Source organism: Neobacillus sedimentimangrovi, from assembly GCF_010614825.1.
GTDB lineage: Bacteria > Bacillota > Bacilli > Bacillales > Cytobacillaceae > Neobacillus > Neobacillus thermocopriae.
Window position 1 is genome coordinate 84,326 of record NZ_JAAFZF010000001.1, and the last position, 25,693, is coordinate 110,018.

The 25,693-nt window shown below is 35.4% G+C and carries 27 protein-coding genes and 1 pseudogene; 19 read left to right on the top strand and 9 right to left on the bottom strand.

Translation table 11 applies throughout. The features are described from left to right. Positions 1-167 precede the first annotated feature (167 nt). The 3 genes from GZA11_RS00450 to GZA11_RS00460 all read right to left on the bottom strand — a co-directional run bounded on the left by GZA11_RS00450 (position 168) and on the right by GZA11_RS00460 (position 1,760). Positions 168-788, bottom strand: a complete 621-nt coding sequence (locus GZA11_RS00450) for a DUF2812 domain-containing protein (RefSeq protein ID WP_204317729.1) — start codon at positions 786-788, stop codon at positions 168-170. A 12-nt stretch (positions 789-800) separates the two neighbouring features. Further along, on the bottom strand, positions 801-1,115 hold the full coding sequence (locus GZA11_RS00455) for a PadR family transcriptional regulator (protein WP_163182509.1): 315 nt from the start codon (positions 1,113-1,115) through the stop codon (positions 801-803). Positions 1,116-1,388: 273 nt separating this feature from the next. Beyond that, positions 1,389-1,760: a winged helix-turn-helix transcriptional regulator gene (locus tag GZA11_RS00460; RefSeq protein ID WP_163182510.1), complete on the bottom strand. Its 372-nt coding sequence runs from the start codon at positions 1,758-1,760 to the stop codon at positions 1,389-1,391. A 196-nt stretch (positions 1,761-1,956) separates the two neighbouring features. Here GZA11_RS00460 and GZA11_RS00465 point away from each other — a divergent pair, with 196 nt between their 5' ends. Genes GZA11_RS00465 through GZA11_RS16410 form a run of 3 tightly spaced genes read left to right on the top strand, consistent with a single transcriptional unit; the run spans position 1,957 to position 4,282 of the window. Next, positions 1,957-3,186: an MFS transporter gene (locus tag GZA11_RS00465; protein WP_163182511.1), complete on the top strand. Its 1,230-nt coding sequence runs from the start codon at positions 1,957-1,959 to the stop codon at positions 3,184-3,186. Between the two features lie 15 nt (positions 3,187-3,201). After that, positions 3,202-4,047, top strand: coding sequence for an aldo/keto reductase (locus GZA11_RS00470; protein ID WP_038535353.1), 846 nt, complete (start codon positions 3,202-3,204; stop codon positions 4,045-4,047). A 40-nt stretch (positions 4,048-4,087) separates the two neighbouring features. Next, complete coding sequence (locus GZA11_RS16410) at positions 4,088-4,282, top strand: hypothetical protein (RefSeq protein ID WP_038535351.1); 195 nt, start codon at positions 4,088-4,090, stop codon at positions 4,280-4,282. Here the strand turns inward: GZA11_RS16410 and trmL are convergent. From trmL to GZA11_RS00485, 3 genes are all read right to left on the bottom strand, one after another. Continuing rightward, positions 4,274-4,744: a tRNA (uridine(34)/cytosine(34)/5-carboxymethylaminomethyluridine(34)-2'-O)-methyltransferase TrmL gene (trmL, locus tag GZA11_RS00475; RefSeq protein WP_038535348.1), complete on the bottom strand. Its 471-nt coding sequence runs from the start codon at positions 4,742-4,744 to the stop codon at positions 4,274-4,276. The two genes, GZA11_RS16410 and trmL, sit on opposite strands and share 9 nt — an antisense overlap. Positions 4,745-4,865: 121 nt before the next feature. Then, complete coding sequence (locus GZA11_RS00480) at positions 4,866-5,765, bottom strand: nuclease-related domain-containing protein (RefSeq protein ID WP_163182512.1); 900 nt, start codon at positions 5,763-5,765, stop codon at positions 4,866-4,868. A 316-nt stretch (positions 5,766-6,081) separates the two neighbouring features. Next, a complete protein-coding gene (locus GZA11_RS00485; protein WP_235924744.1) occupies positions 6,082-7,140 on the bottom strand; it encodes a DUF3231 family protein in 1,059 nt (352 codons plus the stop codon). A gap of 591 nt (positions 7,141-7,731) precedes the next feature. On the opposite strand from GZA11_RS00485, the gene GZA11_RS00490 reads away from it, so the two are divergent. Together GZA11_RS00490 and GZA11_RS00495 are read left to right on the top strand one after the other, a co-directional pair. Beyond that, complete coding sequence (locus GZA11_RS00490) at positions 7,732-8,181, top strand: DUF5946 family protein (RefSeq protein WP_163182513.1); 450 nt, start codon at positions 7,732-7,734, stop codon at positions 8,179-8,181. A gap of 489 nt (positions 8,182-8,670) precedes the next feature. After that, entirely contained in the window at positions 8,671-9,786 is a 1,116-nt protein-coding gene (locus GZA11_RS00495; protein WP_163182514.1) for an aminopeptidase, read from the top strand. A gap of 380 nt (positions 9,787-10,166) precedes the next feature. On the opposite strand, the gene GZA11_RS00500 is transcribed toward GZA11_RS00495, so the two are convergent. Together GZA11_RS00500 and GZA11_RS00505 are read right to left on the bottom strand one after the other, a co-directional pair. Next, complete coding sequence (locus GZA11_RS00500) at positions 10,167-10,571, bottom strand: DUF5367 family protein (RefSeq protein WP_163182515.1); 405 nt, start codon at positions 10,569-10,571, stop codon at positions 10,167-10,169. Next, on the bottom strand, positions 10,568-11,155 hold the full coding sequence (locus GZA11_RS00505; protein WP_163182516.1) for a TetR/AcrR family transcriptional regulator: 588 nt from the start codon (positions 11,153-11,155) through the stop codon (positions 10,568-10,570). The genes GZA11_RS00500 and GZA11_RS00505 overlap by 4 nt, the downstream gene beginning before the upstream one ends. A gap of 283 nt (positions 11,156-11,438) precedes the next feature. Here GZA11_RS00505 and GZA11_RS00510 point away from each other — a divergent pair, with 283 nt between their 5' ends. The 11 genes from GZA11_RS00510 to GZA11_RS00560 all read left to right on the top strand — a co-directional run bounded on the left by GZA11_RS00510 (position 11,439) and on the right by GZA11_RS00560 (position 22,032). Further along, complete coding sequence (locus GZA11_RS00510) at positions 11,439-12,188, top strand: conserved phage C-terminal domain-containing protein (RefSeq protein WP_163182517.1); 750 nt, start codon at positions 11,439-11,441, stop codon at positions 12,186-12,188. Further along, entirely contained in the window at positions 12,181-12,513 is a 333-nt protein-coding gene (locus tag GZA11_RS00515) for a replicative helicase loader/inhibitor (protein ID WP_163182518.1), read from the top strand. Before GZA11_RS00510 ends, GZA11_RS00515 begins: the two co-directional genes overlap by 8 nt. 5 nt (positions 12,514-12,518) lie before the next feature. Continuing rightward, positions 12,519-13,823, top strand: coding sequence for a replicative DNA helicase (gene dnaB, locus GZA11_RS00520; protein ID WP_235924746.1), 1,305 nt, complete (start codon positions 12,519-12,521; stop codon positions 13,821-13,823). A gap of 304 nt (positions 13,824-14,127) precedes the next feature. After that, complete coding sequence (locus tag GZA11_RS00525) at positions 14,128-14,568, top strand: PH domain-containing protein (protein WP_163182519.1); 441 nt, start codon at positions 14,128-14,130, stop codon at positions 14,566-14,568. Between the two features lie 242 nt (positions 14,569-14,810). After that, entirely contained in the window at positions 14,811-15,176 is a 366-nt protein-coding gene (locus GZA11_RS00530) for a PadR family transcriptional regulator (RefSeq protein WP_038535336.1), read from the top strand. After that, entirely contained in the window at positions 15,163-15,753 is a 591-nt protein-coding gene (locus GZA11_RS00535) for a DUF3784 domain-containing protein (protein WP_163182520.1), read from the top strand. Before GZA11_RS00530 ends, GZA11_RS00535 begins: the two co-directional genes overlap by 14 nt. Positions 15,754-15,785: 32 nt before the next feature. After that, positions 15,786-16,064, top strand: coding sequence for a DUF3784 domain-containing protein (locus tag GZA11_RS00540; protein ID WP_038535331.1), 279 nt, complete (start codon positions 15,786-15,788; stop codon positions 16,062-16,064). A 288-nt stretch (positions 16,065-16,352) separates the two neighbouring features. After that, positions 16,353-18,215 carry a PDDEXK-like family protein gene (locus GZA11_RS00545; RefSeq protein WP_163182521.1) on the top strand — a complete coding sequence of 621 codons (1,863 nt, stop codon included), beginning with the start codon at positions 16,353-16,355 and terminating at the stop codon, positions 18,213-18,215. Between the two features lie 242 nt (positions 18,216-18,457). Continuing rightward, positions 18,458-20,392 carry a DUF2075 domain-containing protein gene (locus tag GZA11_RS00550; protein WP_163182615.1) on the top strand — a complete coding sequence of 645 codons (1,935 nt, stop codon included), beginning with the start codon at positions 18,458-18,460 and terminating at the stop codon, positions 20,390-20,392. A gap of 291 nt (positions 20,393-20,683) precedes the next feature. Then, complete coding sequence (locus tag GZA11_RS00555; protein ID WP_163182522.1) at positions 20,684-21,007, top strand: nucleoside triphosphate pyrophosphohydrolase; 324 nt, start codon at positions 20,684-20,686, stop codon at positions 21,005-21,007. Positions 21,008-21,036: 29 nt separating this feature from the next. Further along, the gene (locus GZA11_RS00560) at positions 21,037-22,032 is read left to right on the top strand and encodes an HNH endonuclease (protein ID WP_163182523.1); all 996 of its coding nucleotides are present in this window, start codon (positions 21,037-21,039) and stop codon (positions 22,030-22,032) included. A 384-nt stretch (positions 22,033-22,416) separates the two neighbouring features. On the opposite strand, the gene GZA11_RS00565 is transcribed toward GZA11_RS00560, so the two are convergent. Beyond that, complete coding sequence (locus tag GZA11_RS00565) at positions 22,417-22,875, bottom strand: MarR family winged helix-turn-helix transcriptional regulator (RefSeq protein ID WP_235924775.1); 459 nt, start codon at positions 22,873-22,875, stop codon at positions 22,417-22,419. 138 nt (positions 22,876-23,013) lie between these two features. Between GZA11_RS00565 and GZA11_RS00575 the strand changes: the two are divergent. The 3 genes and pseudogenes from GZA11_RS00575 (at position 23,014) to GZA11_RS00585 (ending at position 25,546) form a co-directional block, all read left to right on the top strand. Next, a pseudogene (locus GZA11_RS00575) lies at positions 23,014-24,216 on the top strand (FAD-dependent oxidoreductase). A gap of 367 nt (positions 24,217-24,583) precedes the next feature. Next, positions 24,584-24,847 carry a metal-sensitive transcriptional regulator gene (locus GZA11_RS00580; protein ID WP_163182527.1) on the top strand — a complete coding sequence of 88 codons (264 nt, stop codon included), beginning with the start codon at positions 24,584-24,586 and terminating at the stop codon, positions 24,845-24,847. 219 nt (positions 24,848-25,066) lie between these two features. After that, positions 25,067-25,546 (top strand): DsrE/DsrF/DrsH-like family protein, encoded by a 480-nt coding sequence (locus tag GZA11_RS00585; RefSeq protein ID WP_163182528.1) that lies wholly within the window; start codon positions 25,067-25,069, stop codon positions 25,544-25,546. Positions 25,547-25,693: the final 147 nt, after the last annotated feature.

The window sequence follows — 25,693 nt, forward strand, 5'->3', positions numbered from 1 at the left end:
AACCATGACTCAAAAAGCCTACTGGTCAAGACGATTAAAAATAGAAGTGGATGACTAATAGTTTACAAAAGAGTAGGGCGGGGACCAAGTGTAAAAGGATATGTATAATATAAAAGGCCCGACAAGGTTTTGTCCGTTTGTCGAGCCATTTATTATGCATTGTAGATTTATTGGTTTTTATGTTTTTCAAATAACATTTGTGCTTTATATCCAAAGATGAAATATAAAAGGATCATAATTGGAATGAATAACCAACTTAACGTACGAAAAATGACAAATGGGGTTTCGAATAAGAAGGCTTTCCAAAATTCACCTCCAGTCATATCCCACAAACCTTTCGTTAAATACAATTGTTTTGGATGAAATAAGGCTGCTATGTCAATAGCATCAGTGGCTACTAAGGCAGCAAAGATTGGCACATAACATAACCCTAACTCGATAAACATCTCAGATAATCTTTTATATTTTCCAGCCTTTGATAATTGGTCTGAAAAAATATCATCATGAGCATTCGGGTCGGTCTTTTTAAAATATTGAGCCCCAGACCCTTTACTTCCTGATACATGTTTCCAGCCACTATCTTCGAAAAGCGTAATATAATCAATGAAATCCGCTTGATTTTTAAACCTTCGGAAGTCAATCTTGATGATCGTATTTTCCGGTTCCGATTCTTGGAAAGTATATCCGAATATCGATTTATGAAGGAACTGATAGCCTTTTTTCGCCATCTCATTTAGCCATTTTTCTTCTTTATCAAAATCTATAAAGAATTTAAACTTTCTCAACATGATTCCCCCAATTTAAAGATTTAATAATTCTTTCGTAATACCAATCATGTGTTGCATTCTATAAAAGTCCAATTTCAATACTTCCTTCCCTTTTTCTGTAATGACATATGTTTTCCGGCGCTTATCTTCACTTTTAACCGATTGAATCATTCCTTGTTTGAGTAAGTTTTCAATCGCTCCGTAAAGGGTACCAGCCGCAATTTTCACTTGATGATTACTGAGCTCCTCCACCTTTTGCATAATAATATAGCCATGAGCAGGTTCTAATAGGGAGAGAAGTACATAGTACGTTGTTTCAGTCAGTGGCAAATGTTTATCTCTATTCATGTAATCCTCCGTATAAATAATTACTAAGTCTAACTATATAGTTTAACTGTATAGTTATATTATATACAGTTTAACTGTATAATGTCAAAAAAATCTCATGATGAAAAAGTTGATTTCGTGTGAAGAAAGATGAAATGAGAAGGGGGAAAATAATGAATAGGCGTGAAATGGTTCCGTACTGTGAAAATAAGGATCAGGAAAATTCAAAAAAGAAAAAGAACCACCTACCTACCTAACAATGATAGGAGGAGCTCTTTTACGATTGTTGAAGTATTATTTTAATTTTTCATTTAGAATATTTTCCTCTAAAACCGAAAATTTGTCTCCATATACTTTGGTGATATGTTTTTCTCCCCAAGCACACAAGGAGTCGAGTATGTCTTTCAAACTCCAACCATACTCACTGAGTTCATATTCGACTTTTGGGGGAACTTGATTATAGACAATCCGATTAATCACGCCATCTTCTTCTAATTCTCGTAATTGTTGCGTTAACATTTTTTGAGTAATATTTGGCATCAGGCGCTTCAATTCACTTGTTCGTTTTTTACCATGGGTGAGATGGCAAAGGATTACACATTTCCATTTTCCTCCAATAACCTCTAATGTAGCTTCCACTGCAATATTGTATTTCTTTTTGTTCATCGTATCCCTCCAAATCGATAGGTACCAAAAAGTAACTATATTACTTTTTGGTGCTTATGGTACTTATAAGTACGTTCTTCTCAATCAGTATGATATGTTCCATAATAACATGTGCCGGCGAAACTTCAATATATTCATCATTTTCTGCTAGCAGAGTTTGATTCATACAACAAGAGATTAATCAGGAGGGGAAGTCATGTCTTTGAACAAAACAAAGAGTAATTTTGCGCTATTGGCCTTGGCAATAAGTGCATTTGCGATTGGCACAACTGAATTCATTAGTGTTGGTTTATTGCCATTGATAGCAGATGATTTAAATATCTCAGTCAGATCAGCTGGATTAACAGTTTCGTTATATGCATTGGGTGTAACATTTGGTGCACCGATCTTGACGTCTCTGACATCTGCCATGTCACGTAAAGCATTATTACTTTGGATCATGATTGTTTTTATTATCGGAAATGCTCTTGCGGCTAGTGCATCTAGTATGGAGGTTCTCCTAGTTGCCCGTGTTCTTTCAGCGTTTTCACATGGGGTCTTTATGTCAATTGGATCTACCATTGCGGCTGATTTAGTTCCAGAAAACCGTAGGGCAAGTGCGATTGCGATGATGTTTACTGGGCTTACCGTTGCTACGATTACAGGAGTTCCGTTTGGCACGTTTATCGGGCAACAATTTGGATGGAGAATTTCGTTTATGGCGATTGTGGCAGTTGGTTTGATTGCCTTATTAGCTAATTTCATTTTTGTACCATCTCATTTGCGAAAAGGAGCACGGATGGTATTTCGGGATCAAATTCAGTTGTTAACAAATGGCCGACTATTACTGCTATTTTTGATTACAGCTTTAGGGTATGGAGGAACATTTGTTGTATTTACGTATTTATCTCCATTGCTTCAAGATATTACAGGGTTTAAAGAAGGAACGGTTGCGGGCCTTTTGCTAGTCTATGGTGTGGCCATTGCGATCGGTAATGTCCTTGGCGGAAAAGCAGCGAACAAAAACCCATTAAAAGCATTATTTTATATGTTTATCATTCAATCTATTGTGCTGTTTGTTCTTACCTTTACCGCACCATTTAAGATTGCTGCAGTCATCACGATTATCCTAATGGGGGTACTGGCATTTATGAATGTGCCTGGCCTGCAAGTGTATGTCGTGATCTTAGCGGAGCGTTTTGTACCTCGTGCGGTGGATGTCGCTTCTGCCGTTAACATTGCTGCATTTAATGCAGGAATTGCGATTGGTTCCTATTTGGGAGGAGTCATTACCGATTCGATTGGTTTGATCCATACACCTTGGATCGGGGCAGTAATGGTGCTAGGAGCGGTTGTTCTCACTGCGTGGAGTATGGCCTTGGAACGAAAAGATAAAAGAATGACAGCAAATTCAACATGTGATTCAAAAACGGTTTATTCATCATAAAGGGAGGAAATGATGATGACAGCGAAAAATTTACAAGATCGAACGACATTAACTAATGGGGTTCAAATGCCTTGGTTTGGTTTAGGGGTATTTAAAGTAGAAGAAGGTCCAGAACTGATTCAAGCAGTGAAAACCGCCATCAAGCATGGATACCGAAGCATTGATACAGCCGCAATTTATGAGAATGAAGAAGGGGTCGGACAGGCAATCCGGGAAGCAATGAAAGAAACAGGCATTTCCAGGGATGAATTATTTGTGACCTCAAAAGTATGGAATGCAGATTTAGGTTATGATTCCACCCTTTTAGCCTATGAAAAAAGCTTAGAAAAACTCGGATTGGAGTACCTTGATTTATACCTCATTCATTGGCCAGTAGAGGGTAAATTTAAAGAGTCTTGGAAAGCATTAGAAACTCTTTATAAACAAGGCCGTGTAAGAGCGATCGGAGTAAGCAATTTCCACATTCATCATCTGAAAAATTTAATGGAAGAGGCTGAAATAAAACCAATGGTCAACCAAGTAGAGTACCATCCACGCTTAACTCAGAAAGAGCTTAAAGCGTTTTGTCAGGAACATGGTATTCAAATGGAAGCCTGGTCTCCGCTCATGCAAGGACAAATTCTGGACAATCCGATACTGAAAGAAATCGCTGAAAAATATCAAAAGTCTGTTGCACAAGTGATTTTACGTTGGGACTTGCAGAATGGCGTCATCACGATACCAAAATCCACGAAAGAACATCGTATTATAGAAAACGCGAACGTATTTGATTTTGAGTTATCGAAAGAAGATATGGAGCGAATTGATGGGTTAAACGAAAATCACCGTGTAGGTCCAGACCCAGATAATTTTGATTTTTAATATAGAAAAATAGGACTTGATTTAATGAGTCCTCATTTTTTTGAACTTCGAGAATGGTAGTGCAAGCGCCCATATGGTATCCAAAGTAACAGGTGAAATGACAAAATCGCCCCCGTCTTCATTTGTGGGGGCAGAATTGACCAATGATAGGAAAACAAAAGGAATGGGAACGAACCCATTCCTAGAAAACAAAGCAAATAAAAAATCTTCCATCACGAAAGATTTTTTATTTTAAATGAGGATATCCTTGCTGACGCAACGCCTCATAAACCAAAATCGCAGCTGTACTTGAGAGGTTCAGTGATCGAACATTCTGATTCATAGGTATTCTTAAAAAGTGATCTCGATGTTTTTCTAGTAAATCTTTTGGTAAACCCGTTGTTTCTTTTCCAAACATAAAATAATAGTCTTTTGATGTATCACTGAAATCATAGGAAGAATGGGTTTGTTCTCCAAACGTCTCTATATAGTAAAACTCGCCTTGATTTTTCGAAAAGAATTCATCCAAGGAATCATAATAAGTGATGTTTACCAAATGCCAAAAATCTAATCCAGCTCGTTTGATCATTTCTTCATCGGTAGAAAATCCAAGTGGTCGGATTAAATGTAAGGCTGTATCCGTTGCCGCACAGGTAAGGGCAATATTTCCTGTATTTGCGGGAATATCTGGTTGATAAAGTACAACATGTATGGCCAAGAATGTCACCTCAATCTAAATTTTACCCTCCAAATTATAACATATGGATGGAAAGAAAAAAGTTTAGCTTTATAAATGAAATCCAGGCTTTTAGGGTGGCAGTACAAACGGGTGCATAGTATTACATCTTAATGGAATTTTCCTCAACTGTCGTGCAATAATTGGCGATTTCCATACAATGTTCAATATTTTTCAGTTGAAAAGCCCCGTAAATTCTTTCCTTAGTCGTGAGCTCCTGAAAAAAGAAATGTTGTAATTGTTCTTTGTTGCAAATACGTGTGACGATGCTGTTATCGGACCAATCGTGAACTTCACTTTCTTCGTGATTAAAAAATAGTAAAGGGGTGATCCAGGTTTTAATCTCTTGACTTTTCAAATAGTTGGAAAGGATCACGGTCGTGTTTTGAACCTCGCCTAACGGATTTTCACAAGTTTTGACAGTTAATTCACCCCATTTATTTTTATCAAAGATCACAGCCTCTTGTTTTTCATCGTCCAATAAATTTGCTAAGAAAGAAAATTTATGGCTACCCATCCTTGTTAAGCCTAATACAATATGCCCTTTCCAGTGTTTTGTTTCAATGACATATATTCCTGTTGGGAGTAGGATCACGTGATCAATTTGCTGTTTCTTTCCATTTTCATCAGGGATGTAAATATTAGGCATGATAATCATTTCATCCGGAAGAATGATTCTTTCTTGGATGAATGTGGTTTTCATATGTTCAAGTATTTGATGGGTGAGAATTTCCCCTTGGTTAAGATAATTTTTCCGAATCGTTTCGTTTTCCAGCATTAGCTTTTCTATTTGATGTTGATAGGATTGAGATATTTGTAAGACCTTTTCATCATAGGCCGCCGCAGCCGCTTCCATCGATGCTTTTTGAATTTCTTTTATCGCCTCTAGCTCTTGGTAATGGCTATTTCTCATTTCTTTTTGTTTCGTTTTCTCTTTTTTAAGTTTTATAGTCAACCAAGTAGCCAACACAGCAAGGAAGATGGAAACAATAAACCAGACCATTTATTTTCTCCTTTCTTGCAATGAGTTGGAAATAAAACGAACATTTTCCATGTGTTATATTATAGCAATTATTTTTTGGAATATCGAAAAAAAGTAGGGGATTTCACATAATAGTAAGGAGTAGTTAAAAATAATATCATTATGTAAATCTTTTTAGAGAATAGAGTGAGGAGAATGAATTATATAAAATTGTTCAAAGAAAAACCCCTATAGTGGACTTTTCTATCTACTAGAGGGGAAAAGTAAATATTTCTTCAACAAATCAAAAGAACATGTCATTTCCAAAATAGGAAGGGGGGATAGGACCAATTAGATGTCACAATTTGGATCTGTCAAATGCCAATGGCGGTGATTCCATCCATCCATTTTCAATGAGGAGATTAGCTGCATCATCAACGAATAACCCGATACTCGTTAAGTTTCTTAAAAATAAGGCACTAATATCCCTTCTACCATTCACGGAGATTGCGTTGGCACAGGAACGGATCTTCATGGCAAACATATCCAATTTATGGAATAACATGATCTTATCCGAAAATGGTGCAGAGTCGGATGTTGTGACTAAATGGTCTATGTATGTTGGTGTTGGCAAGTTTTCTTTTTGTAATTTCTCCATACATTGCTTTACTGCTTTATCTGTCAAATCTATTCCACGTTTAAATAAAGCTTTAATTTTCTCATCACGAACAGTTTGATAAAACCCTAATAATAATGCTTTACTTGTTGTGTTATTTTCAATGTTATCGTAAAGATGAATTACTTCCATGGCATGTAAAGGTCTGACATCCCCGAACCAACCATTTAAGTAGTTTTGTTTATTTATAAAAGTAGGCTTTTCTGGTATTGGAATCATGGGAGGTTTTGCTAAGTAATGCTGTCCGTACAAAATATTATTAATTTGCCCTAATAAAATAGCGGTACATTCATTGGCATAATTAAAAAATTCTCTTATATCCTCCCTCAAAACTAAAGGAATGGCAATGGAGTAGAGGTTGAGTCCTGCTTTAGCCGCATATTTGAGATAATGCACATAAAATTCATCATGAAATAAGCGTGGGGCAGTAAGATTTACATCCTCTTCAGTAAAGCTGAATGGAATCGGAAAATTTTCCTTATGGAAAAACACCTCAATCTTTTTCAAAAAATCTTTGCATAAAGCCAAACTATTTTCCAATAATGTTCTTATCGCATCATCATCACAATGTTGAAGAAAATAAGTTAATATTTGCTGTGACATGATGTTCCCATTAAACGTAGCCCAAAGTTTGCCCATTTCAACAGATGTAAAGGGTTGAGTCTCATCTAATTCTTTTGCACTGTATTGGATGGGTTTTATTACATCCATTGGATTTAAATTCTTATCGGCAGTCATCATGAATCCCCTTTCCACATTTGTCCTTAGATTGATCATTTTACTACCATTTCATTCCTAGTTTGGTCAGTCCAATGAGAAAATTTTTATGAAATGGGGAGTTAATCGAATTGCTTTTACAAAATATAAGAACGAAACAAGTTGAGCGACAACTATCGATTTGACATTTCTACTATTATTTACAATGTCATATTTGGTACGAAAACATTCGCTTTTATAGACAAAATAAGAATATATTCCTAAATGATTTCGTAGCGAAGTGGCTACTTGATATACCTTTAAACAAGAATTTTATATAGTTGATTTTTTTTAGCCTTTACTAAAATTTGTAATCTATACATAGTGAAATCCAGTTTTCCTTTTTATATGGAGAAGCACTCATTTGTGAAAAGGGGAGGAGAGCTACTTTCGTAAAAATAGGATACGATAAAATATTAGGAAAACACGCCAAAATGTTGTTATATCAAGCGATTTGTCGTTTTAGCAAAAATTAAACGAACAGGGAAGAATAACTGAAAATAATGTTTACCTTTACGTTACGTGAAAGTTTAAATAAAAAAAGTTTAATAATCTTTTATGGAGGATATACCTACAATGGTAGACAATCACACATGGAAGGGGAATGGAAAATGTATGGAATGTGGTGCGAAGGAAATAGATGGATTATCCTGTTACGAAATGTTTCAATTTCCACTTGTTTGGGAACATAATGCTACAGATTTATATGCCTTACATTTTTGGCTTGTTTCTTGTTATATGAATCAACATCCCTCTAACTATACGGAAGAAGGGTATAATCTCCTGGTGAACTTGTTCACTGAAGCGTATGATAATGAGTGGCCAACGGATTATATTCTTCAAAAAAATCGGGAACTCGTATCAAAAATAAATAAAATAACCAATCCTTTACCAAATAATAAAAGAAAACGTATATCAAGAAATTGGTCAATGACAATAGAAGATATTTATCTATGTGGAGAGGAACATGCGATAGAGAAAATAAAAAAATGGAAAGAGCAAGTTAGAATCGATTTAGAAAAATAATTAGTTATGGCAATCAACTTGGTTGTTATTATAAACCTTTAAAATTTAACAACCAGTCTATACCGAAAATGGCTAAAATGATATTACGAAACGAAAAGAAAAACATGACATCGTATGTTTTTCTCTTCAATAAATTCGAATATCGATTCACCACGCTTTTTTGAAAAATCTTAAAACTAAAGTGCTTTATTTTGTCTCACGAAATCTATCACTGGAGAACCAATTGTAATCATATAAGCAAAAGCATTTTTTACTGTTTTTTATTTAGCTAAAAATGTGGTTATCTAGCTAACATACTTCTTATTAACAATAAATATCTAATATAATGAAGTTATTACAATGACTATAATAATAACGCTTCATACCAATAAAAAAAAGTAAGAATTGTTTGAGGAAATGAAAGAGTAAGATAGGCGTGATGGTTAGTTATTGTATTTTGTTGTTTTAATAGAATAAAATAACAACAAACGAACAAAGGGAGATGATATTGTGCGTGATCCACGTTTAGAAAAATTTGCTGAAGTCATTACCGGATATTCCATTGAGGTTCAACCAGGGGAAAACGTATTAATTGAAATGATAGGAGTTCAGGATCCTGAATTTCTAAAGATATTAATCGAAAAGGTCTATGAGAAAGGTGGAAATCCTTTTTACAATATTAAGGACCCACGGGTAACGCGAGCATTCTTAAAAGGTGCCAATGAAGAACAATTAAAGAAACAAATGATCGTGGATATGACACAAATGAAACTGATGGATGGCTATATTGCTGTTCGTGGTGGAGACAATATCACAGAGTTATCTGATGTTCCAAGTGAAAAAATTAATTTGTATAACAGACTGTATAGTGAAGTACTAGATGAGCGTGTGAATAATACGAAATGGGTGATTATGCGGTACCCCACTCCGTCTATGGCCCAGTTATCCGGTGTACCTACAGATGTATTCGAGCAATTCTACTTTGATGTTTGTACATTAGATTACAAGAAAATGGACAAGGCGATGGATGCCCTTGAGGACCTGATGAATAGAACCAATAAGGTTCGCATCGTTTCTCCGGGAACCGATCTCACTTTTTCTTTAAAGGGCCTTGGTGCTGTGAAGTGTTCAGGTAAACGAAATTTACCAGATGGAGAAGTATATAGTGCTCCAGTAAAAGATTCCGTTAATGGGGTTATTACCTATAATGCAACGACCATTTACAATGGAACAACTTTCGATAACATTCGTTTAGTATTCAAAGACGGCAAAATTATCGAAGCTACTGGATCGAATACGAAAAAACTAAATGAAATTTTAGATACAGATGAAGGTGCTCGATATATAGGGGAATTCGCCATTGGTGTGAATCCATATGTCCTTCATCCGATGAAAGATATTTTATTTGATGAAAAGATTGCCGGCAGCATTCATTTTACACCAGGCCAAGCATATGAAGGTGTAGCTGATAATGGAAACCGTTCGGCTGTTCATTGGGATATGGTGTTAATTCAACGCCCTGAATATGGTGGCGGAGAAATTTATTTTGATGATGTGTTAATTCGCAAAGATGGATTGTTCGTTGTTCCTGAATTGGAAGCTTTAAATCCAGATAATTTAAAATAAATGAGAGTAAGTATTGCAGTAAAAAAAGCCGAATATTCGGCTTTTTTTCATCTTTCATTTTATGTTAAGTAGAATGAACTTCAGATATAACCGTTCAAACGGTAAATAGATAAGTATTGAATCAAATTCTGCTATCTTTGTTCCATGATTGACCAACTTGCACGATACTTCATGTCATTCCGAAGTAAAAGAGGGACTCAACATGGTTCATCGGACATATCACGATGCATGATGGAAGAAACATGTCTGAACCAAGCAATACCATAGATTACACAAAGATTTTTTTCAGAGAAAGTAACAGAGAGAACAAAGAAAAAGGTTGTACCTCATGTGATTCAAACTTTATTATTAATTCTTAGAACGGTACGAACATTATTTAATCATTTGTAACTGACTTTTTTATTGAAGATGTAAGGGATAAATAAATACAGGGCATAAGCAATAGTCATCCATGCGGTAAAAGCAATAACTTGAGAATTATCCAATTTCGGAAAAACGAGATGATGATAAGATAATGTAAATGTGTCTAATGCTAAACCAATGATCGTACCGAAAAATCCAAACTTTAATGTAGCATGGTTGGTTTTATCGAATAACAGATATACATAAGTGACGCCCCACAATACAGCGGATGTTCCAACTAATAAGAGGATCGTGCTGATAAAGAACTCCACTGAACCTGAACCTGGATGAAATAAAACATATTCTCCGAAAAGCCTAAAAAACAATGTTGCCAACAACCATACGAACAAACCCCACATCGCAGTGAATAAGAAGCCTTTCATTCCTTGTCCTCCTTACCTTTGAAAGTACTAAGCTCCTTAATGAAATGTTCGAATTCCTCGTATGTTTTTTCAATGGGAAAGTCTTTTTGCAATAATGCTTGAAGTGCCAATCCATCCACAATGGCATTGAATAAAATTCCCCATGTTTCAAATGAAACTCCTTTGATCGGGGATTCTACCCAAAGGCTTGATAAAATCTCGGATAGAGCCTTATTTTCGTTCCTCATCATTTCCCCGAGTTTCCTTCTTATTTCCTCATTGTTAAAACTGGAAGCAACCAAAGAAAGAAATAATTTATGGAAAAACGAATCATAAGAACAACGACTTTTAGCCGGATCAAGCGCTTGCTCTATCACGTTTTCTCTAGTTTGAGATAATTCTTGCCAACTGTTGTTACAAATGTCCTGAACGAGATCGATGAACAATTGTTCCTTCGTTCGAAAATGATAGTAAATCGTCCCCTGTGTTACTCCTGCCTTTTCAGCCACTGCTCGTAATGTGAAATTTTCAATCCCTTTCTCAACCAAACACTCCTTTGCACATTGAATAATTTCATTCTTACTCATTCCATTTGGTTTTGCCATTTGATCAACACCTTTTAGTTATTCAACTAACTAACTCTATATTAGCAACGAAATAACAAAATTACAAATATTTACATATAAAGTCTATGGGTGTACCCGATTATCCTATATGTCTTTGTAAGAGTTTTTATTCACATTTCATCTGAAAACAAAAATTTTTTTCCACCCCCCTGTCTTTTTTCATTCCTACTTCCTATATAAAGGGTGAGAGAGTTGACCTGATGGATCGGTCTTTCAACTTTACTTAGGAGCCACTCAGTGAAATAGGAAAGGGAGGAAAAAAATGAGCAAATTATTAATTCAAGAAAGTCCGGTGATGATTATTCCATCACTGGCAGTAAAAATTGGTTTGAACGAAGCGGTAATCCTGCAACAAATTCATTATTGGGTGTCCATGAGTAATCATGTGATCGAAGGGAGAAAGTGGATATACAACACGTACAAAGATTGGCAGCAACAGTTCCCATTTTGGTCAGAAAGCACGATCAAACGGACGATCCATTCGCTTGAAAAACAGGGATTAGTGATTTCTGGCAATTGGAACCGAACGAAGATGGATAAAACGAAGTGGTATACGATCCATTACGAACAGTTGGAAGCATTAACAGATCTCCCTCCAGAAAAACCGGTGATCGAAACGGAACTACCCAAACGATACGATACAAATCAACCAAAACAGCCATTACCTAATGATGACAGAATGAAGGACAAAACGATCGAGCGAAATGAAAGTCCAGAGACGGAAAAACTAGTCGAGGAAGTGATCAATTATCTAAATGAAAAAACATTCTCATCCTACAAACCTCATACAAAGAAAACAAGGGAATACATCCTGGCAAGGATAGAAGATGGTTTTACATTGGAAGATTTCAAAAAAGTCATTGACATCAAAGCCCGGGAATGGCTTTATGACCCGGTGATGTGCAAATACTTGAGGCCATCAACATTATTTGGGACAAACTTCGAGTCCTATCTCAACCAAAAGATGGTGTACAAATCCCTTCAAGAGGAGGATTTTGATTTAAATGAATAAGCGTGAAACATTTACCTTGTTGAAAATGATCTGGAATTTTTATGACCAATTCGTGGTTGACCAAGATAAAGTCAATTACTGGTATGAAGTGATGAAAGAATGGCCATTAGAGGAGGTACAAAAAAACTTACTGGAATTTGTCAGACAATCCCCTTATCCTCCAAAAATATCCGAATTAGCACCGAATAAAACGACCAATGCCATGTCCGTGCCGAATCTAGAGGAAACGAAAGTCATCATCACGAGAAAGCATAAGCCAGCCAGTGAGGAAGTCGCCCAACGATCTATGGCCCAAATGAGAGCGATATTAGGAATCGAGAGGTAAAGAACATGAACGTGATGCAGAGTTTTGAACCATATAACGAACAAGCGGAAGAGGCACTAGTAGGGGCATTTTTTCTCGATGAGCAGCTAATCAAAGAATGTACGATCAAGCCTGAACAGCTATATTCTTCAAGGCTTAGACAGATTTTTTCGGCGATACGAAGCTTGGATGAAAAAGGAAAGCCGATTGATATCATCTCTATTATAGAAGAACTCGGTTTGGACCGTTTGCAGGAAATTGGAGGGGTAAGCTACCTGAATCAGTTGGCAGGGAGTGTGCCAACAACAGCGAACTTTCATTTTTATGAAAAATTAGTCAAGGAATACGACCGAAAAAGAAAGACGATACATATTGCAGAAAAAATGATGGACCAAGCATGGTGGGGAGAAATTGGCCAAACATTAAAAGAAGGGATCCATGACCTTATGGCTATCCAGGATGAGGAGACAGTGGATGATGACGGGAATATTCAGCAAAGCTTAGTCAATTTATATGAGTATTGTGAACAAGATCATGGCGAGATGGTGGGAATTCCATCTGGGTTTTCAGACTTGGATAAGATTACCGGAGGATTTCGGGATTCCGATCTCGTCATTATTGGAGCGCGTCCGAGTATGGGGAAAACGGCATTTGCCCTAAACTTGGCCGTTCAAGCAGCGGTCAAGGATGTAAGTGTGATTTTTTCTCTCGAGATGCCGAAAATCCAATTGTTGAAACGGATGGCAGGATTTATAGGAAAAATCGACAGCCTGAAAATGCAAAATCCAAGAAAAGAGTTTCAGGAGGAGGATTGGGATCGTTTTTCCACCGCCATTGGGGATCTGTCCAATAGGAACCTTCATATTTTTGACAAAGCCGGTATGGATGTTCCTTATATTTGGACCAAGGTGCGAAAGTTGAGAAGGGAATACGGTGAGCAAAAAAGAATGCTTGTAGTGATCGACTATTTGCAGCTCATCGAAGGGGACCGTAAATTCCATAAAACGCGTGAGGCAGAAATAAGTGAAATCAGCCGGGCACTTAAAACGATGGCAAGGGAATTAAAAATCACCGTCATCGCCCTTTCTCAATTAAGCCGAGGGGTCGAAAGCCGCAAGGACAAGCGTCCGATCTTATCAGACCTACGAGAAAGTGGCCAAATCGAACAGGATGCCGACCTCATCGCATTTCTGTATCGCGATGATTACTATTCGAATCAATCTTCAAAGAAAAATCGGATCGAACTCATCCTGGCCAAACATCGAAACGGTCCAATTGGAACTATTGAACTCGGGTTTAGGAAAGAATATGGGTTATTTTTAAACTTGTAAGGATGCGGCAAAGTCAAGCGAGGTTGGGAGTATGTAAATTTGGTAGATTGCTATTGTTGGGCAACTATATTTGTTAGAGTGAATGGAATAGGAATTGGATTTTGTATAACATAAAAATTACAAAATGAGCCCTAGATTTATTGACGATCTTTTTCTCATTATTCGAGCAGGAATATAAAAATGATATGCCATCTGATAAAAGTGGATTTTAGAAAGGGCTCATTTCTTTCGGTACAAGTAATACTACATTTATCATAAAATGTAATAATAACCGTATCTACCGTAAAAAAGAGGGGATGGCTCAATGATGTACCGTTCAAAAATAGATGGTGTATTCATCACATTTTTATCGATAGCGATTTTAATTATAGCTGCTGTTACGTTACTACCTCCGCTCCTTGATAAGGAAGCATCCATAACCGTCGTCATGATTATGGTCACTATCTTTCTCATTGCAGTCGGCTTTTTATTATGGACTACTTTTTCTATTAAGTACGTTTTCTATGAAGATTATTTATTCGTGAAAGGCGGACCATTCAGGAGTAAAATTCCTTATCCGTCTATCACCAAAATGACACCAACGAACGATCTATTCACTGGTTATCGAATTTTATCCTCTAAAGAGGGACTTGAATTATTTTATCAATCTGCCACACTAGGTAGTGTTAAGATTTCTCCAAAGAATAGGGATGAGTTTATTACGGAGTTAAAAAAACGATGTCCGAATGCTGAGATTCAGGTATAATTAATAATAAGAACTAAACACCCCTAAAAAAGGGGTTTTTTTTATGCCATTTTTAACATTTCAACAGTTAGACAAATTGGTTTTAACATGCTGAAAATAATGATTGTCTCCATAGAATGATTCAATAGAGACTGTTCTTCAAGTTACAACTACTTGGAAAGGCACCGTCACAAAAAATAACTATATATGATTCATACATATATATCATTGATACATAGTAATTTTTGGAATATAATGGAACTATGAAGGTGGATAAAAAAGATGATAAGTGGTTCATTCAGTTGCGGAAAGGTGTTTTTGAGTTAGCAATTCTTTCTTTGTTGAAATCGAAACAGATGTATGGGTATGAGATTTCGAAATTCTTAAAAGAAGTACCGACTTTGTCCATTTCGGAGGGAGCGATTTATCCCATTTTAAAACGAATGTCTGAGGAGGGGTGGATTGATTATTATTGGGTCGACTCTTCAGGAGGACCAAAACGAAAATATTATCAAATTACTACGAAAGGGGAGAAAATTTTAGAATATCGATTAACACAGTATGAGGAAATACATAAGGTACTGCTCTTTTTAGGGGAGGGAGGAGTAAATATAAATGAAAAACCTTGATGATTTTGTTCAAGATTACCTGGATAACTTTTCTAATCAATTGAAAGAGATGTCAAAGGTAAAGCGAGATGGTTATGTAGAGGAAATAAAAGATCATCTGTATTCTTTTGTACAAGATAAACGGGAGCAGGGATACACTCAGAATGAAATCATTCAAAAATTAGAAGAAGATTTCAACTCTCCTGAAAAACTAGCGAATGAAATACTATTTGCAAATAACAAAAGATTTTCTAGGAAAGTGAAATCATCTCTAATTCTTGCTTTTACTCTCATTATTTTATCACTTCCCATATTTGTTCCTAAACTAGGTGTTCTCCCTTTATCTATTTTATTTTTTGTTTATTCTTTTATTGTCTTTACGAAGAAAAATATTTCGGGATTTTTTGTCATTAAGAAAAATAATTTCCGTATAAAAGATAGGAACAAGGTAGCAAAAATCGGAGGCATATACTTATTCATCATAGGATTGGTTCTTTGGTTGGATCATTTTTTTGCTTCAACCAACTTGTTCATTATTGTCATAGTTTTATTTTTAGTTTTTTCCTTTTTCATTCAAAAAACAATTATCGAGAAATAAATTTTTATTATGTTACTTGAAAGGGGTTACTTATGGATTATAATGTAATGATTTTAGGTGTTGTCTTCTTAGTGCTTGCCTATTTAGTGGGTGTGAAAAAGCAAACGTATTGGTTGAGTGGTTTTAACCAACATCGTGTGAGAGATAAAAAGAAACTAGGAACCATTGTGGGATCCTATAGTTTTGTGGTAGCTGTTGTTTTAATCATGAGTGGATTTGTGAGAATCCTACCTTTAGAATTACTTATGCCTCTTATTGTCATTGGTTATCTTCTTCTTATTGTTTATGTCAATGCTAAAATGGTCGAATAAAACTTCATTTATTCATGAATGTATTTTGATATTGCGAGGTTATTACTTCGCAATTTTTTGTTTTTATGACGGTAAGTCAATTAGGTTCAATGGGGAGTTTTCCCATTTTCCTAGACTTAGAAACTAGGAACATTGTATGATAGTAGTGTATTTTTTTGGATGACTAGGGAAGTATAGGAACTTCTCCCTATATCTTGGAGTTTCTTATAAATGAATAACAATAGGTAATTTCGAGAAGCCTTTTTAAATTACATGTTGAATTGATAGTGGATAGGAGAAAAACTTGCTATGACATATTCATTGGATTCGATTGCGCAGCTCGATCACTCGAAAGATTTCGCTCGTTTGCATCAAAAATTTCATCAGTTTAATCCATTAAAAGTATTGCGGGTGGATCAATTTGAAATTCGGCACTCCAATGTATTGGCATGGTTATTGGATCCGAATGAAAACCATCAATTGGGCAGTTTTTTTATAAAAAAACTGTTGTCCCGTCTCATCATGCGTCCCGAAAATGAGGAGAAAGCGGAAGGGTGGAATTTCCTTTCCTATTTCTATGCTTCTTTTTCAGACGCAGAAGTTTATCGTGAAGTGAAAACAGAAACAAACCGATACATAGATTTATTAATTATTGTCCCATCACAAAAGCTCGTTCTTTTAATAGAAAACAAATTTCATGCCGGAGAATCGTTGGGACAGCTGGAAGATTATTTAAGTTATGCTCGTAAATGTTTTGAAAAGGATGGATATACGATTCTACCAGTTTTCTTGACTTTAGCAAGCGACGCCCCATCTTTTCAAGATTACTGGGTGCTAGATTACTATGATGTTTTAGAAATCATTCAATCCCATATTGAATTCAATAGGGAAGCGATGTCTGACAATGTTTATGACTTTTTAGTGTATTATACCGCCATCCTTCAGGAACAGCTCGTTCAAGATGAAGAAGCGAATGAGCTTGCCCTTGAGGTTTATCAAGCCAATCAAGCAGCCATTGATTTATTATTTTTAAGTCAACATGAAGAGTACAGGAAACAACCGCGGTATCGTAAAGTCTTTGAGCAAATGACAGAAATAACCGATGAACAAAAGCACGCTTTGAGAAAAATTTATGAAAAAAAGAAACAAACGATTGATTTTATTTTCAAAATCGGTAGCAACGTTCTCCGAGAGGCCTTTTTATCTTTTGTTCAACTAGAAAACATCCCAGAAGAAGTTTACCGTGCTCATATTCGAGTGCCGAACTTTATTTTACCTGAATGGCAAGATTTTGCTGAAACAATAGGTGAACCTGAAGGGGAATATTGGCTAGGACACGGACTCATCAACTGGTTCGAACGTACTTGGGATGACCGTTTAAAAATTAATGTAGAAGTCGGACCAATCCCATTTGAAAAAAGGTTGAAGTTGTTGAACGCACTAGAAAATCAAGGTGTATCGATCAGGCCATCTGCCAAACAGGAAGGGAAAAAATATACGAAAATTTATACACAAACAACCGAAATCTCGGACTGGGCTAATAAGCAAGTCATTGTCGAGGGAATGGGACGTTTATATCATGATCCTGACCTGCATTCATTGTTTAAAAAAGTAGCCTTGGCGGTCGCATCAATAGAGGAATCATCAGAAGGAGTTTCAGAAGAAAGTGCGTCTTATTATGGACATTTCCCGAAAGGAAAAATTCCTGCTGATGCATTTTTAAAATTTGCTAAGTCTCAAGGAATACCAATGGATCATTATCGCATTCAAAATCGAATTGCCTCATTCCTTTTACCGGTATTTCGAAAGCTTGAAAAATCCTTTGGAGGTACCCGACACAAATGGTGGTGGCATGACAGCACCTTTACCTATTGGTTCGAACGTTTAAACGATGATCGCTTAAAGCTAACATTGGAACTTGGGCCTTTATATCCGGAAAAACGCTTAGCTATCATTCATGAACTAGAAGCCCAAGGCTTGACCATTTCAGACAAATCGAAACAACCATCCTCAAGATATACTCGTCTTTTCTCTAAATCTATATTTATAATGAATTGGGAGGATGAAGAAGAGATATATAGGGAGATGGAAGAATTGTTCAATGATCAGAAGAATCAAATGATTTTGCAAATGATTGAGACAATTCAATATAACTATGGGGGAGTAATATGATACACAATCATACACGTAATATTATTTATGTATGTTGGTTCTCTGTTCTAATTAAAAGAAAATTGCGTCTGATTTGCTAATTAAACAGATCATAAAGGATTTATAGAAGGTATTTTACCTCCTTGGATAAAGAGTAAATGATTGATGTAAATTGATTTTTTTATCTTTTAATTGGTGTACATGAAAAATTTCGTATCAATTAAAATAATGATTATAGTAAATAATGGGGAATGAATTTATTAATGATTGTCTATGAAGCGACTAAATCAGAATTTTTAAACGATGTTTTTCACGATGAATTAGTTAACAATATTTGTAGAAATTATAATGCAAAAATTGGTCGAATCAATGAGCGAGAAGTTCGGGCTTGGGATAACTCCATGCAATACATGTATAGAGTTCTTAGTGATCATGAAATTCCAGCGGATGCGGGTGTAGCAATTGAATTTAAGATTCCCTACACTTCAAAACGGGTTGATTTTTTAATATCTGGAAAACAGGGAGAAAAAAACTCAGTTGTAATAATTGAATTAAAACAATGGAAATCTGTGGAGAAGATAAGTGGGAAAGAAGCTATTGTGAAAACAGTCATTAACCGTAACTTGGTGGAAACGACTCATCCTTCTTATCAGGCCTGGTCATATGCATCATTAATCAAAGACTATAATGAAAATGCTCAAAACGATGAAATTCATCTTTATCCTTGTGCTTACCTACATAATTACATCTATCAAGGCGATTATGATCCTTTAACTGATAAGGTGTACCGGTATTATATAGAACAAGCTCCTGTTTTTTTGAAGGGGCAAGCAAAGCAACTACGTGATTTTATAAAAAAATACATACAATATGGTGATAATAAGGAAAACCTCTATAAAATTGAAAATGGGAGGATTCGTCCTTCTAAATCCCTGCAAGATTCCTTAAACAGTATGTTAAAAGGAAATCCCGAGTTTGTCATGATTGATGATCAGAAAGTGATTTTTGAACAAGCCATTTATCTTGCGAAGGAAGCATTACGGACTAATACCAAACAAGTTTTGGTGGTAACTGGTGGTCCGGGTACAGGTAAATCTGTATTGGCTATAAACATATTAGTTGAGTTAACGAAACAACATATGGTTTGCCAATATGTCACAAAAAACGCTGCTCCTCGAAATATCTATGCAACAAAATTAAAACGTGATTTCCGTAAAGGAGTTATTGACAACTTATTCAAAGGATCTGGAAGTTATATAGATGCATCACTTGATGAGTTTGATGCAATAATAGTGGATGAAGCCCACAGGTTGAATGAGAAATCCGGAATGTTTTCCAATCTGGGTGAAAATCAAATGAAAGAAATCATCCATGCTTCGAAGTTTTCTATCTTTTTTATTGATGAAAGACAGCGTGTTACTCTAAAAGATGCGGGAAGTATAGGGGAAATAAAAAAATTCGCTTCAGAATTTGGCGCGAATTTGACTATTATGAATCTAGAATCCCAATTCCGTTGCAATGGTTCTGACGGCTATTTAGCTTGGATTGATGACGTGCTTCAAATTCGAGAAACAGCAAATGCTGATTATATTGGTGGACAGTATGATTTCAGGGTATTTGATAATCCGAATATACTGAGAGAAGAAATTGAAAATTTGAATAAAGTGAATAATAAATCACGAATTGTTGCTGGTTATTGCTGGAACTGGGATAAGGTTGGAAAATCAAATCCGGATTATTATGATATTGTGCTTCCTGAATTTGATTTTAAAATGAGCTGGAATTTGGATAATACAGATACTTGGGCAATTGATGAAAACTCAGTCAGAGAAGCAGGCTGTATTCATACATGCCAAGGTTTGGAGTTTGATTATGTAGGTGTCATTATTGGAGACGACCTAAGATATGAAAATGGAAGGGTAGTCACGGATTATACTAAACGTGCAAAAACAGATAATTCATTAAGAGGCTTGAAAAAAATGATTAGGGAAGAACCTGATAAGGCATTAAAGCTTGCGGATGAGATTATTAGAAATACATACCGAACGTTAATGACACGTGGTCAAAAAGGATGCTTTGTTTTTTGTACGGATAAGAAACTGGCTGCCTATTTAAAGGAGCGGTACCAAAAAAGTAACAAATATGAAACTAATGAGTTTTTTATGTCAATGGTTGCCGAAGAGAAAGAAAAATATTAACTCTTATTTTTTTAGTTCTGTAGAGATGTTCCTTACAGAGCTTTTTAATTTGAAATTTTCCATTTTACAATATTAAAACTTTGGAACTTGATCACATTTTCAAAGGTACTGTAAAAGAGAAAACGGTAGGAAAAAACTGATATGTTTTATCATTAAAAACATTTATTTCTATTAATTATTTGGAATCATTTTGTTTAATGGAAATAGATAATTTTGGAATTGTTTGGTATCAATCCAATTTAATTTAACTATTATGTATAAGTATATTTCACTAAAAGGGGTAACAAGGAAATGCCAATTTATAATAAATTAGTGCGCGATAAGATACCGGAAATTATAAAAAATAGTGGTAAAAATTTTATCATGAAGATATTGAATGATGATGAGTACATAAAAGCACTACAACAGAAAAGTTATGAAGAGCTTGAGGAGTTCATACATAGTAAGACTATAGAGCAATCTATTGAAGAGCTTGCTGATATGCTGGAAATTATTCATGCCTTGGCCGATTATCATGGGGTTTCATTTGATTATATCGACGAATGTAGAAAAAAGAAACTGCAAGAGCGTGGCGGATTTAAAAAAAGGATATGTTTAATAAAAGTAGATCATTAATTATATAACAATCATACAGGTGAAAGCTCATGAGTCATAAATTACAAGTCGGCGAAATGAAAGCAAAATATCTAACTGATAAAGAGATTTGGGGTCATTTTAATTACATATTTTCGTCGAAATCAAAAAACTCTACTACATACAAATTCGTTCTGATTAAGTCAATTTTGGAAAACTTGTACAATTTTAATGAAAAGTTAGAGATAAATTATTCTACTTTGTTTGCGAGTTTTGCAAAAATATATTGGAACTTAGTTATCCATCATAACCTAAATCAAATAAATATGACGGGAAAAAAGGCCGAAGTCCAGAAAATCCTGCTTGCTGTTCAATCTAAGTATCAGATTCCCAACACATTAGTTTTTGATAAACTTTCTGAAGAATTACAGGTGGAAATTATAAATAAAGTGAAGAGAAAATGTAAGGTTAATGTCATGGGGGCAATATATGGCGATACAGCGTGCACTATTTATGATTTTGATAATCAGAAGGAACAATTAAAACTTAACAGTACATTTTTCTCATTTATGCAGCGTTTTCAGCGAGTATTAAATTATTTAACTAATTACCATCTAGCTTTGTTTTTAGAAAAATTTAATGAAAAGGGAGATACTACGAATTTATTGTTAAAAGTTGAAAATGTCTCTAGAAGGTCATCTCTTGATCAATTTTACCAGGTTCTCTCTTCTTATTATAACGGAAAATGTTTTTATTGTGGAAAAGTCATTAGAAAGCAACATGCTCATGTCGATCATTTTATCCCATGGAGTTTTGTTCAGGCAGATCAATTGTGGAATTTAGTGATTGCATGCAGCGCATGTAATTTATCAAAAAATGATAAATTAGCGAGTAAAATATTTTTAGAAGAAATCGTTGACCGTAACGATAAATTACTTTCTATACCAGAGCTCAGAAAAAGGGAGGATATGCAGGTTTATACCAGTAATAAACTAAAAGATCTTTACCATTATTCAAGGGAAAATGGGTTTTCGGATATTTGGACACCGAAAAAAATAATTGTATAGTTTCAATTAAATGTATGGTGGAGATATATTTTCCATAAGGAACGATTATTTAAAGAACTAAATAGGGTAGTACCTAACAGTTTTAGCCGCAATCACATGATTGAAAGCTTCCACCTTACTATAAGTGGTATAAATCATCCATTGCTCCATGTTATTTATAGTGTTAAAATCAAGGAATTTGTTATGACTAATGATAAGATAGATTCTGAAAAAAAGGGAAAACAATCGCATTCACGATTAAGTCATAGGTAGAAAGATTGGGATACTTCCCCAACTCCCCTGAAGTTTATTACTTTTGTATTTCCTAAAACGGAAAAACGGACGGATCAAGACCGTCCGTTTTAGGGTAATAGTTTTAAAACCTTGACTTTATGTCAGATGTCTTTATTTATTCACTTCCCCCTCCACAATTTCCACGCTTTTTGTTACAAAATCCAAAATGGTATGTAGTTCTTTTTCGGAATATTGGTTGAACAATTCATTCATGGCCGTTCCAAGTGAGTTGAAAAAGGGGCTGACTTCCTTTAATGCCATTTCTTTATTGGCAACCACCACAATTTTTCTTCGGTCGTTCGGATCTTTTTCTCTTTTCACCAGTTCTTTCGCTTCCAACCTGTCAATCACTCCGGTAATGGCTCCGGTTGTTAACCCAGTTACTTGTGCTAATTCTCCTGCCGTCATATAGTCATTTTTCATAATCAAATCCAAACATTTATGGTCCGTAGGATTTAACCCTAAATTTTGGGCAATTTTTTGATGGAAAAGAACTGTAACTGTACTCAATTCCTGCATTTTTCTTCCCAGTTTTTCGATGATTTTGTTTGATTGTGGGTAATTATCCATTGACACTATAATCCTCCTCCTATACTATTTATCTTAGTTAACTAAAATATTTAACCAAATAAGATATTTATCTTAATAAACTTTATTATTCATTATAACATGTTTAGACAAGAAGTATATCTGAAGGGAGAGAGGAAGATGAAAAAGAAAGTCATCATTATTGGTGGCGGGATTGCAGGTACCTCTGTTGGATTGTTTTTAAAACGACTCAATTTTGAAGTGGAAATCTATGAAGCCTATGAAAAGAGGAAAGATATTGGTGGTGATTTTCAAATTGCTCCCAATGGAATGAAAGTCATAGCAGAACTTGGCCTTGCTGATGCTGTTTTGAAAAATGGAGTGGAATGCCCAGTGATGCAGTTCCAAAATGATAAAGGGAAGGTCCTTGCTCGAGTCCCACAATGGGGACGTGAAAAATTTGGTTTGCCATCCGTGAATATCGCTAGAAGTACTTTCCATGAAATTCTTGTTGATGCAGTGAAGAAAAACGGAATAACCATCCATTACAAAAAACGATAAAAAAGCATCATGGAAAACGATGAAAGTGTGACCGCGATTTTTGAGGACGGAACGGAAGTAAGTGGAACATTTTTAATTGGCGCCGATGGGGTTCATTCTAAAACAAGGGAATATGTGACAGAAAACGGTCCGAAGCCGGTTTACACAGGTCTCCAAAATGTGGGAGGGTTTGCCCCAGCGTCCTCCATTGGGGAATTACGTTTACACAATGAATACCCTACATTTTTAACATTTGGAAAAAGGGGATTCTTCGGATATACGTTGTGTAATAAAAGCGATGGAGAGGAAGTAATGTGGTGGAGTAATATACCAGAAAGCAGAGAAATTTCGAGAGAACAACTTCGGCTAATTGGAACCGAAGAGATTAGAAAAGAGTTACTGAACCTTCATCAAAATTGGCATTCACCGATTGAAACGATTATTCAGCAGTCTCGATCTATTTTTAAAAGTAATATTTATGAAATGGATCGTCTTCCTAATTGGTGTAGAAACAGGGTTGTTCTTATTGGGGATGCTGCCCATGCGATAAGTCCCCATGCAGGACAAGGAGCTTCGGTTGCCCTCGAAGACAGCATGTACTTAGCCAAACTGATGAAAGATTCCAACTTGCCCATCGAACGTATCTTTCAACTTTTTGAAGCTCACAGAAAGAAACGGGCGGAAAAAATGATTAAAACTGCCAGAAGAAATGGAAGCGGAAAAAAGGAACTAAGCCCTGTCGCCTGTTGGTTTAGAGACAAATTTTTATCCATCGCTCTTCCGCTTTTTGCAGGCAAAGGTCAAGACTGGATTCACGGCTATGAAATTCATTGGGATTTATAAAAAGTTAGTTAAGAGTTTTTATCTGGTTGATAAGGAAATAGAAAAAGAGTAGCCCTAGTCATAACCCTTATACTGACAGGGCCCTAATTTGAGTTTTTAATGATTAAAATCAGATAGAAATCCTGTTTCATTTGGGCCTAATTTATTAACTGGAAAGGAAGAAAAGAATTTTGACATCATACCTATAGGGGTATATAATAAGGTTATCAACTTTATTTGTTAGCTTTTACCTTTTCTGATTGTGAGAATTGATAAGTTATAAAACGTTCTTTAGAAAAGTTTTTCGTATTTTTGTTTATTTAACACAAGATTCAGCAAAAAGCAACGAAAAAGTCCAATTAACAGATGAATAATGGAGGAAACATAAATGGAATACAATGATCAGATGAAAAATAGAGTAAAGCGAATTGAAGGTCAGTTGAGAGGTATTTTACGCTTAATGGAAGAAAATAAGGATTGTAAAGAGGTTATTACGCAGTTATCTGCTGCTAGAACCGCCATCGATCGAACCATTGGAGTCATTGTAAGTTCCAATTTAGTGGAATGTGTCCGAAAAGCTGAAGAAATGAATGGAAGAAGTGCAGAAGATTTGGTGAAAGAAGCTGTTGATTTATTGGTAAGAAGTCGATAAAAAAGGGTTGACACCCTCTTTTATTTTCTTTATTATATACCCATAGGGGTAATGGTAGAAAGTAGAGGTGGAATGGAGACAATGCTATTCTAGGTCAATCTAAAAAGAATGGATTTTAGGATTAGGTGAAATGAGTGTTAAAGTTTTAGAGGAAATAAATAGTATTTTTTTATTTTTATAAATACTCATAGGGGTATAGGTAATTAAGGGGGAGTAACCATGACAAAAAAGAAAAAAACAACCATTATCTTATTTAGTGGTGATTATGATAAAGTGATGGCAGCTTATATCATCGCAAATGGTGCAGCAGCTTATGATCATGAAGTAACCATTTTCCATACATTTTGGGGATTAAATGCTTTGCGAAAAGATGAGAATATTCATGTGAAAAAAGGATTGTTAGAAAAAATGTTTGGAAAATTAATGCCAAGAGGCGTGAATAAAATGGGCCTTTCTAAAATGAATTTTGCCGGTTTTGGTCCTAAAATGATAAGAAATGTCATGAAAAAACACAACGTCCTATCACTACCAGAGTTGATTGAAATGGCGAAAGATCAAGATATAAACCTTGTTGCATGTACAATGACGATGGATTTATTGGGACTTCAAAAAGAAGAATTGTTGGATCATGTTGAATATGCGGGTGTTGCTGCTTATTTAGCTGATGCAGAAGATGGGAATATAAACTTATTTATATAACTGAAAGGAGGGAGGGGAATGGAATAGTAAATGATCTCTTCATGACGATGATCCTATTTTTCTATGAAAATGAGGATTGCTTGCGTGACAAGGTAAAACAAAATATATTTTTTTAATAAACTATATACCCATAGGGGTAACTGTAGG

Excerpts from the sequence above, each read along its gene's own strand:
- GZA11_RS00450 (WP_204317729.1), bottom strand. The coding sequence starts at position 788 with ATGTTGAGAAAGTTTAAATTCTTTATAGATTTTGATAAAGAAGAAAAA.
- GZA11_RS00455 (WP_163182509.1), bottom strand. The coding sequence starts at position 1,115 with ATGAATAGAGATAAACATTTGCCACTGACTGAAACAACGTACTATGTA.
- GZA11_RS00460 (WP_163182510.1), bottom strand. The coding sequence starts at position 1,760 with ATGAACAAAAAGAAATACAATATTGCAGTGGAAGCTACATTAGAGGTT.
- GZA11_RS00465 (WP_163182511.1), top strand. The coding sequence starts at position 1,957 with ATGTCTTTGAACAAAACAAAGAGTAATTTTGCGCTATTGGCCTTGGCA.
- GZA11_RS00470 (WP_038535353.1), top strand. The coding sequence starts at position 3,202 with ATGACAGCGAAAAATTTACAAGATCGAACGACATTAACTAATGGGGTT.
- GZA11_RS00480 (WP_163182512.1), bottom strand. The coding sequence starts at position 5,765 with ATGGTCTGGTTTATTGTTTCCATCTTCCTTGCTGTGTTGGCTACTTGG.
- GZA11_RS00485 (WP_235924744.1), bottom strand. The coding sequence starts at position 7,140 with ATGATGACTGCCGATAAGAATTTAAATCCAATGGATGTAATAAAACCC.
- GZA11_RS00490 (WP_163182513.1), top strand. The coding sequence starts at position 7,732 with ATGGTAGACAATCACACATGGAAGGGGAATGGAAAATGTATGGAATGT.
- GZA11_RS00500 (WP_163182515.1), bottom strand. The coding sequence starts at position 10,571 with ATGAAAGGCTTCTTATTCACTGCGATGTGGGGTTTGTTCGTATGGTTG.
- GZA11_RS00505 (WP_163182516.1), bottom strand. The coding sequence starts at position 11,155 with ATGGCAAAACCAAATGGAATGAGTAAGAATGAAATTATTCAATGTGCA.
- GZA11_RS00510 (WP_163182517.1), top strand. The coding sequence starts at position 11,439 with ATGAGCAAATTATTAATTCAAGAAAGTCCGGTGATGATTATTCCATCA.
- GZA11_RS00515 (WP_163182518.1), top strand. The coding sequence starts at position 12,181 with ATGAATAAGCGTGAAACATTTACCTTGTTGAAAATGATCTGGAATTTT.
- dnaB (WP_235924746.1), top strand. The coding sequence starts at position 12,519 with ATGAACGTGATGCAGAGTTTTGAACCATATAACGAACAAGCGGAAGAG.
- GZA11_RS00525 (WP_163182519.1), top strand. The coding sequence starts at position 14,128 with ATGATGTACCGTTCAAAAATAGATGGTGTATTCATCACATTTTTATCG.
- GZA11_RS00530 (WP_038535336.1), top strand. The coding sequence starts at position 14,811 with ATGAAGGTGGATAAAAAAGATGATAAGTGGTTCATTCAGTTGCGGAAA.
- GZA11_RS00535 (WP_163182520.1), top strand. The coding sequence starts at position 15,163 with ATGAAAAACCTTGATGATTTTGTTCAAGATTACCTGGATAACTTTTCT.
- GZA11_RS00540 (WP_038535331.1), top strand. The coding sequence starts at position 15,786 with ATGGATTATAATGTAATGATTTTAGGTGTTGTCTTCTTAGTGCTTGCC.
- GZA11_RS00545 (WP_163182521.1), top strand. The coding sequence starts at position 16,353 with ATGACATATTCATTGGATTCGATTGCGCAGCTCGATCACTCGAAAGAT.
- GZA11_RS00550 (WP_163182615.1), top strand. The coding sequence starts at position 18,458 with ATGATTGTCTATGAAGCGACTAAATCAGAATTTTTAAACGATGTTTTT.
- GZA11_RS00555 (WP_163182522.1), top strand. The coding sequence starts at position 20,684 with ATGCCAATTTATAATAAATTAGTGCGCGATAAGATACCGGAAATTATA.
- GZA11_RS00560 (WP_163182523.1), top strand. The coding sequence starts at position 21,037 with ATGAGTCATAAATTACAAGTCGGCGAAATGAAAGCAAAATATCTAACT.
- GZA11_RS00565 (WP_235924775.1), bottom strand. The coding sequence starts at position 22,875 with ATGGATAATTACCCACAATCAAACAAAATCATCGAAAAACTGGGAAGA.
- GZA11_RS00580 (WP_163182527.1), top strand. The coding sequence starts at position 24,584 with ATGGAATACAATGATCAGATGAAAAATAGAGTAAAGCGAATTGAAGGT.
- GZA11_RS00585 (WP_163182528.1), top strand. The coding sequence starts at position 25,067 with ATGACAAAAAAGAAAAAAACAACCATTATCTTATTTAGTGGTGATTAT.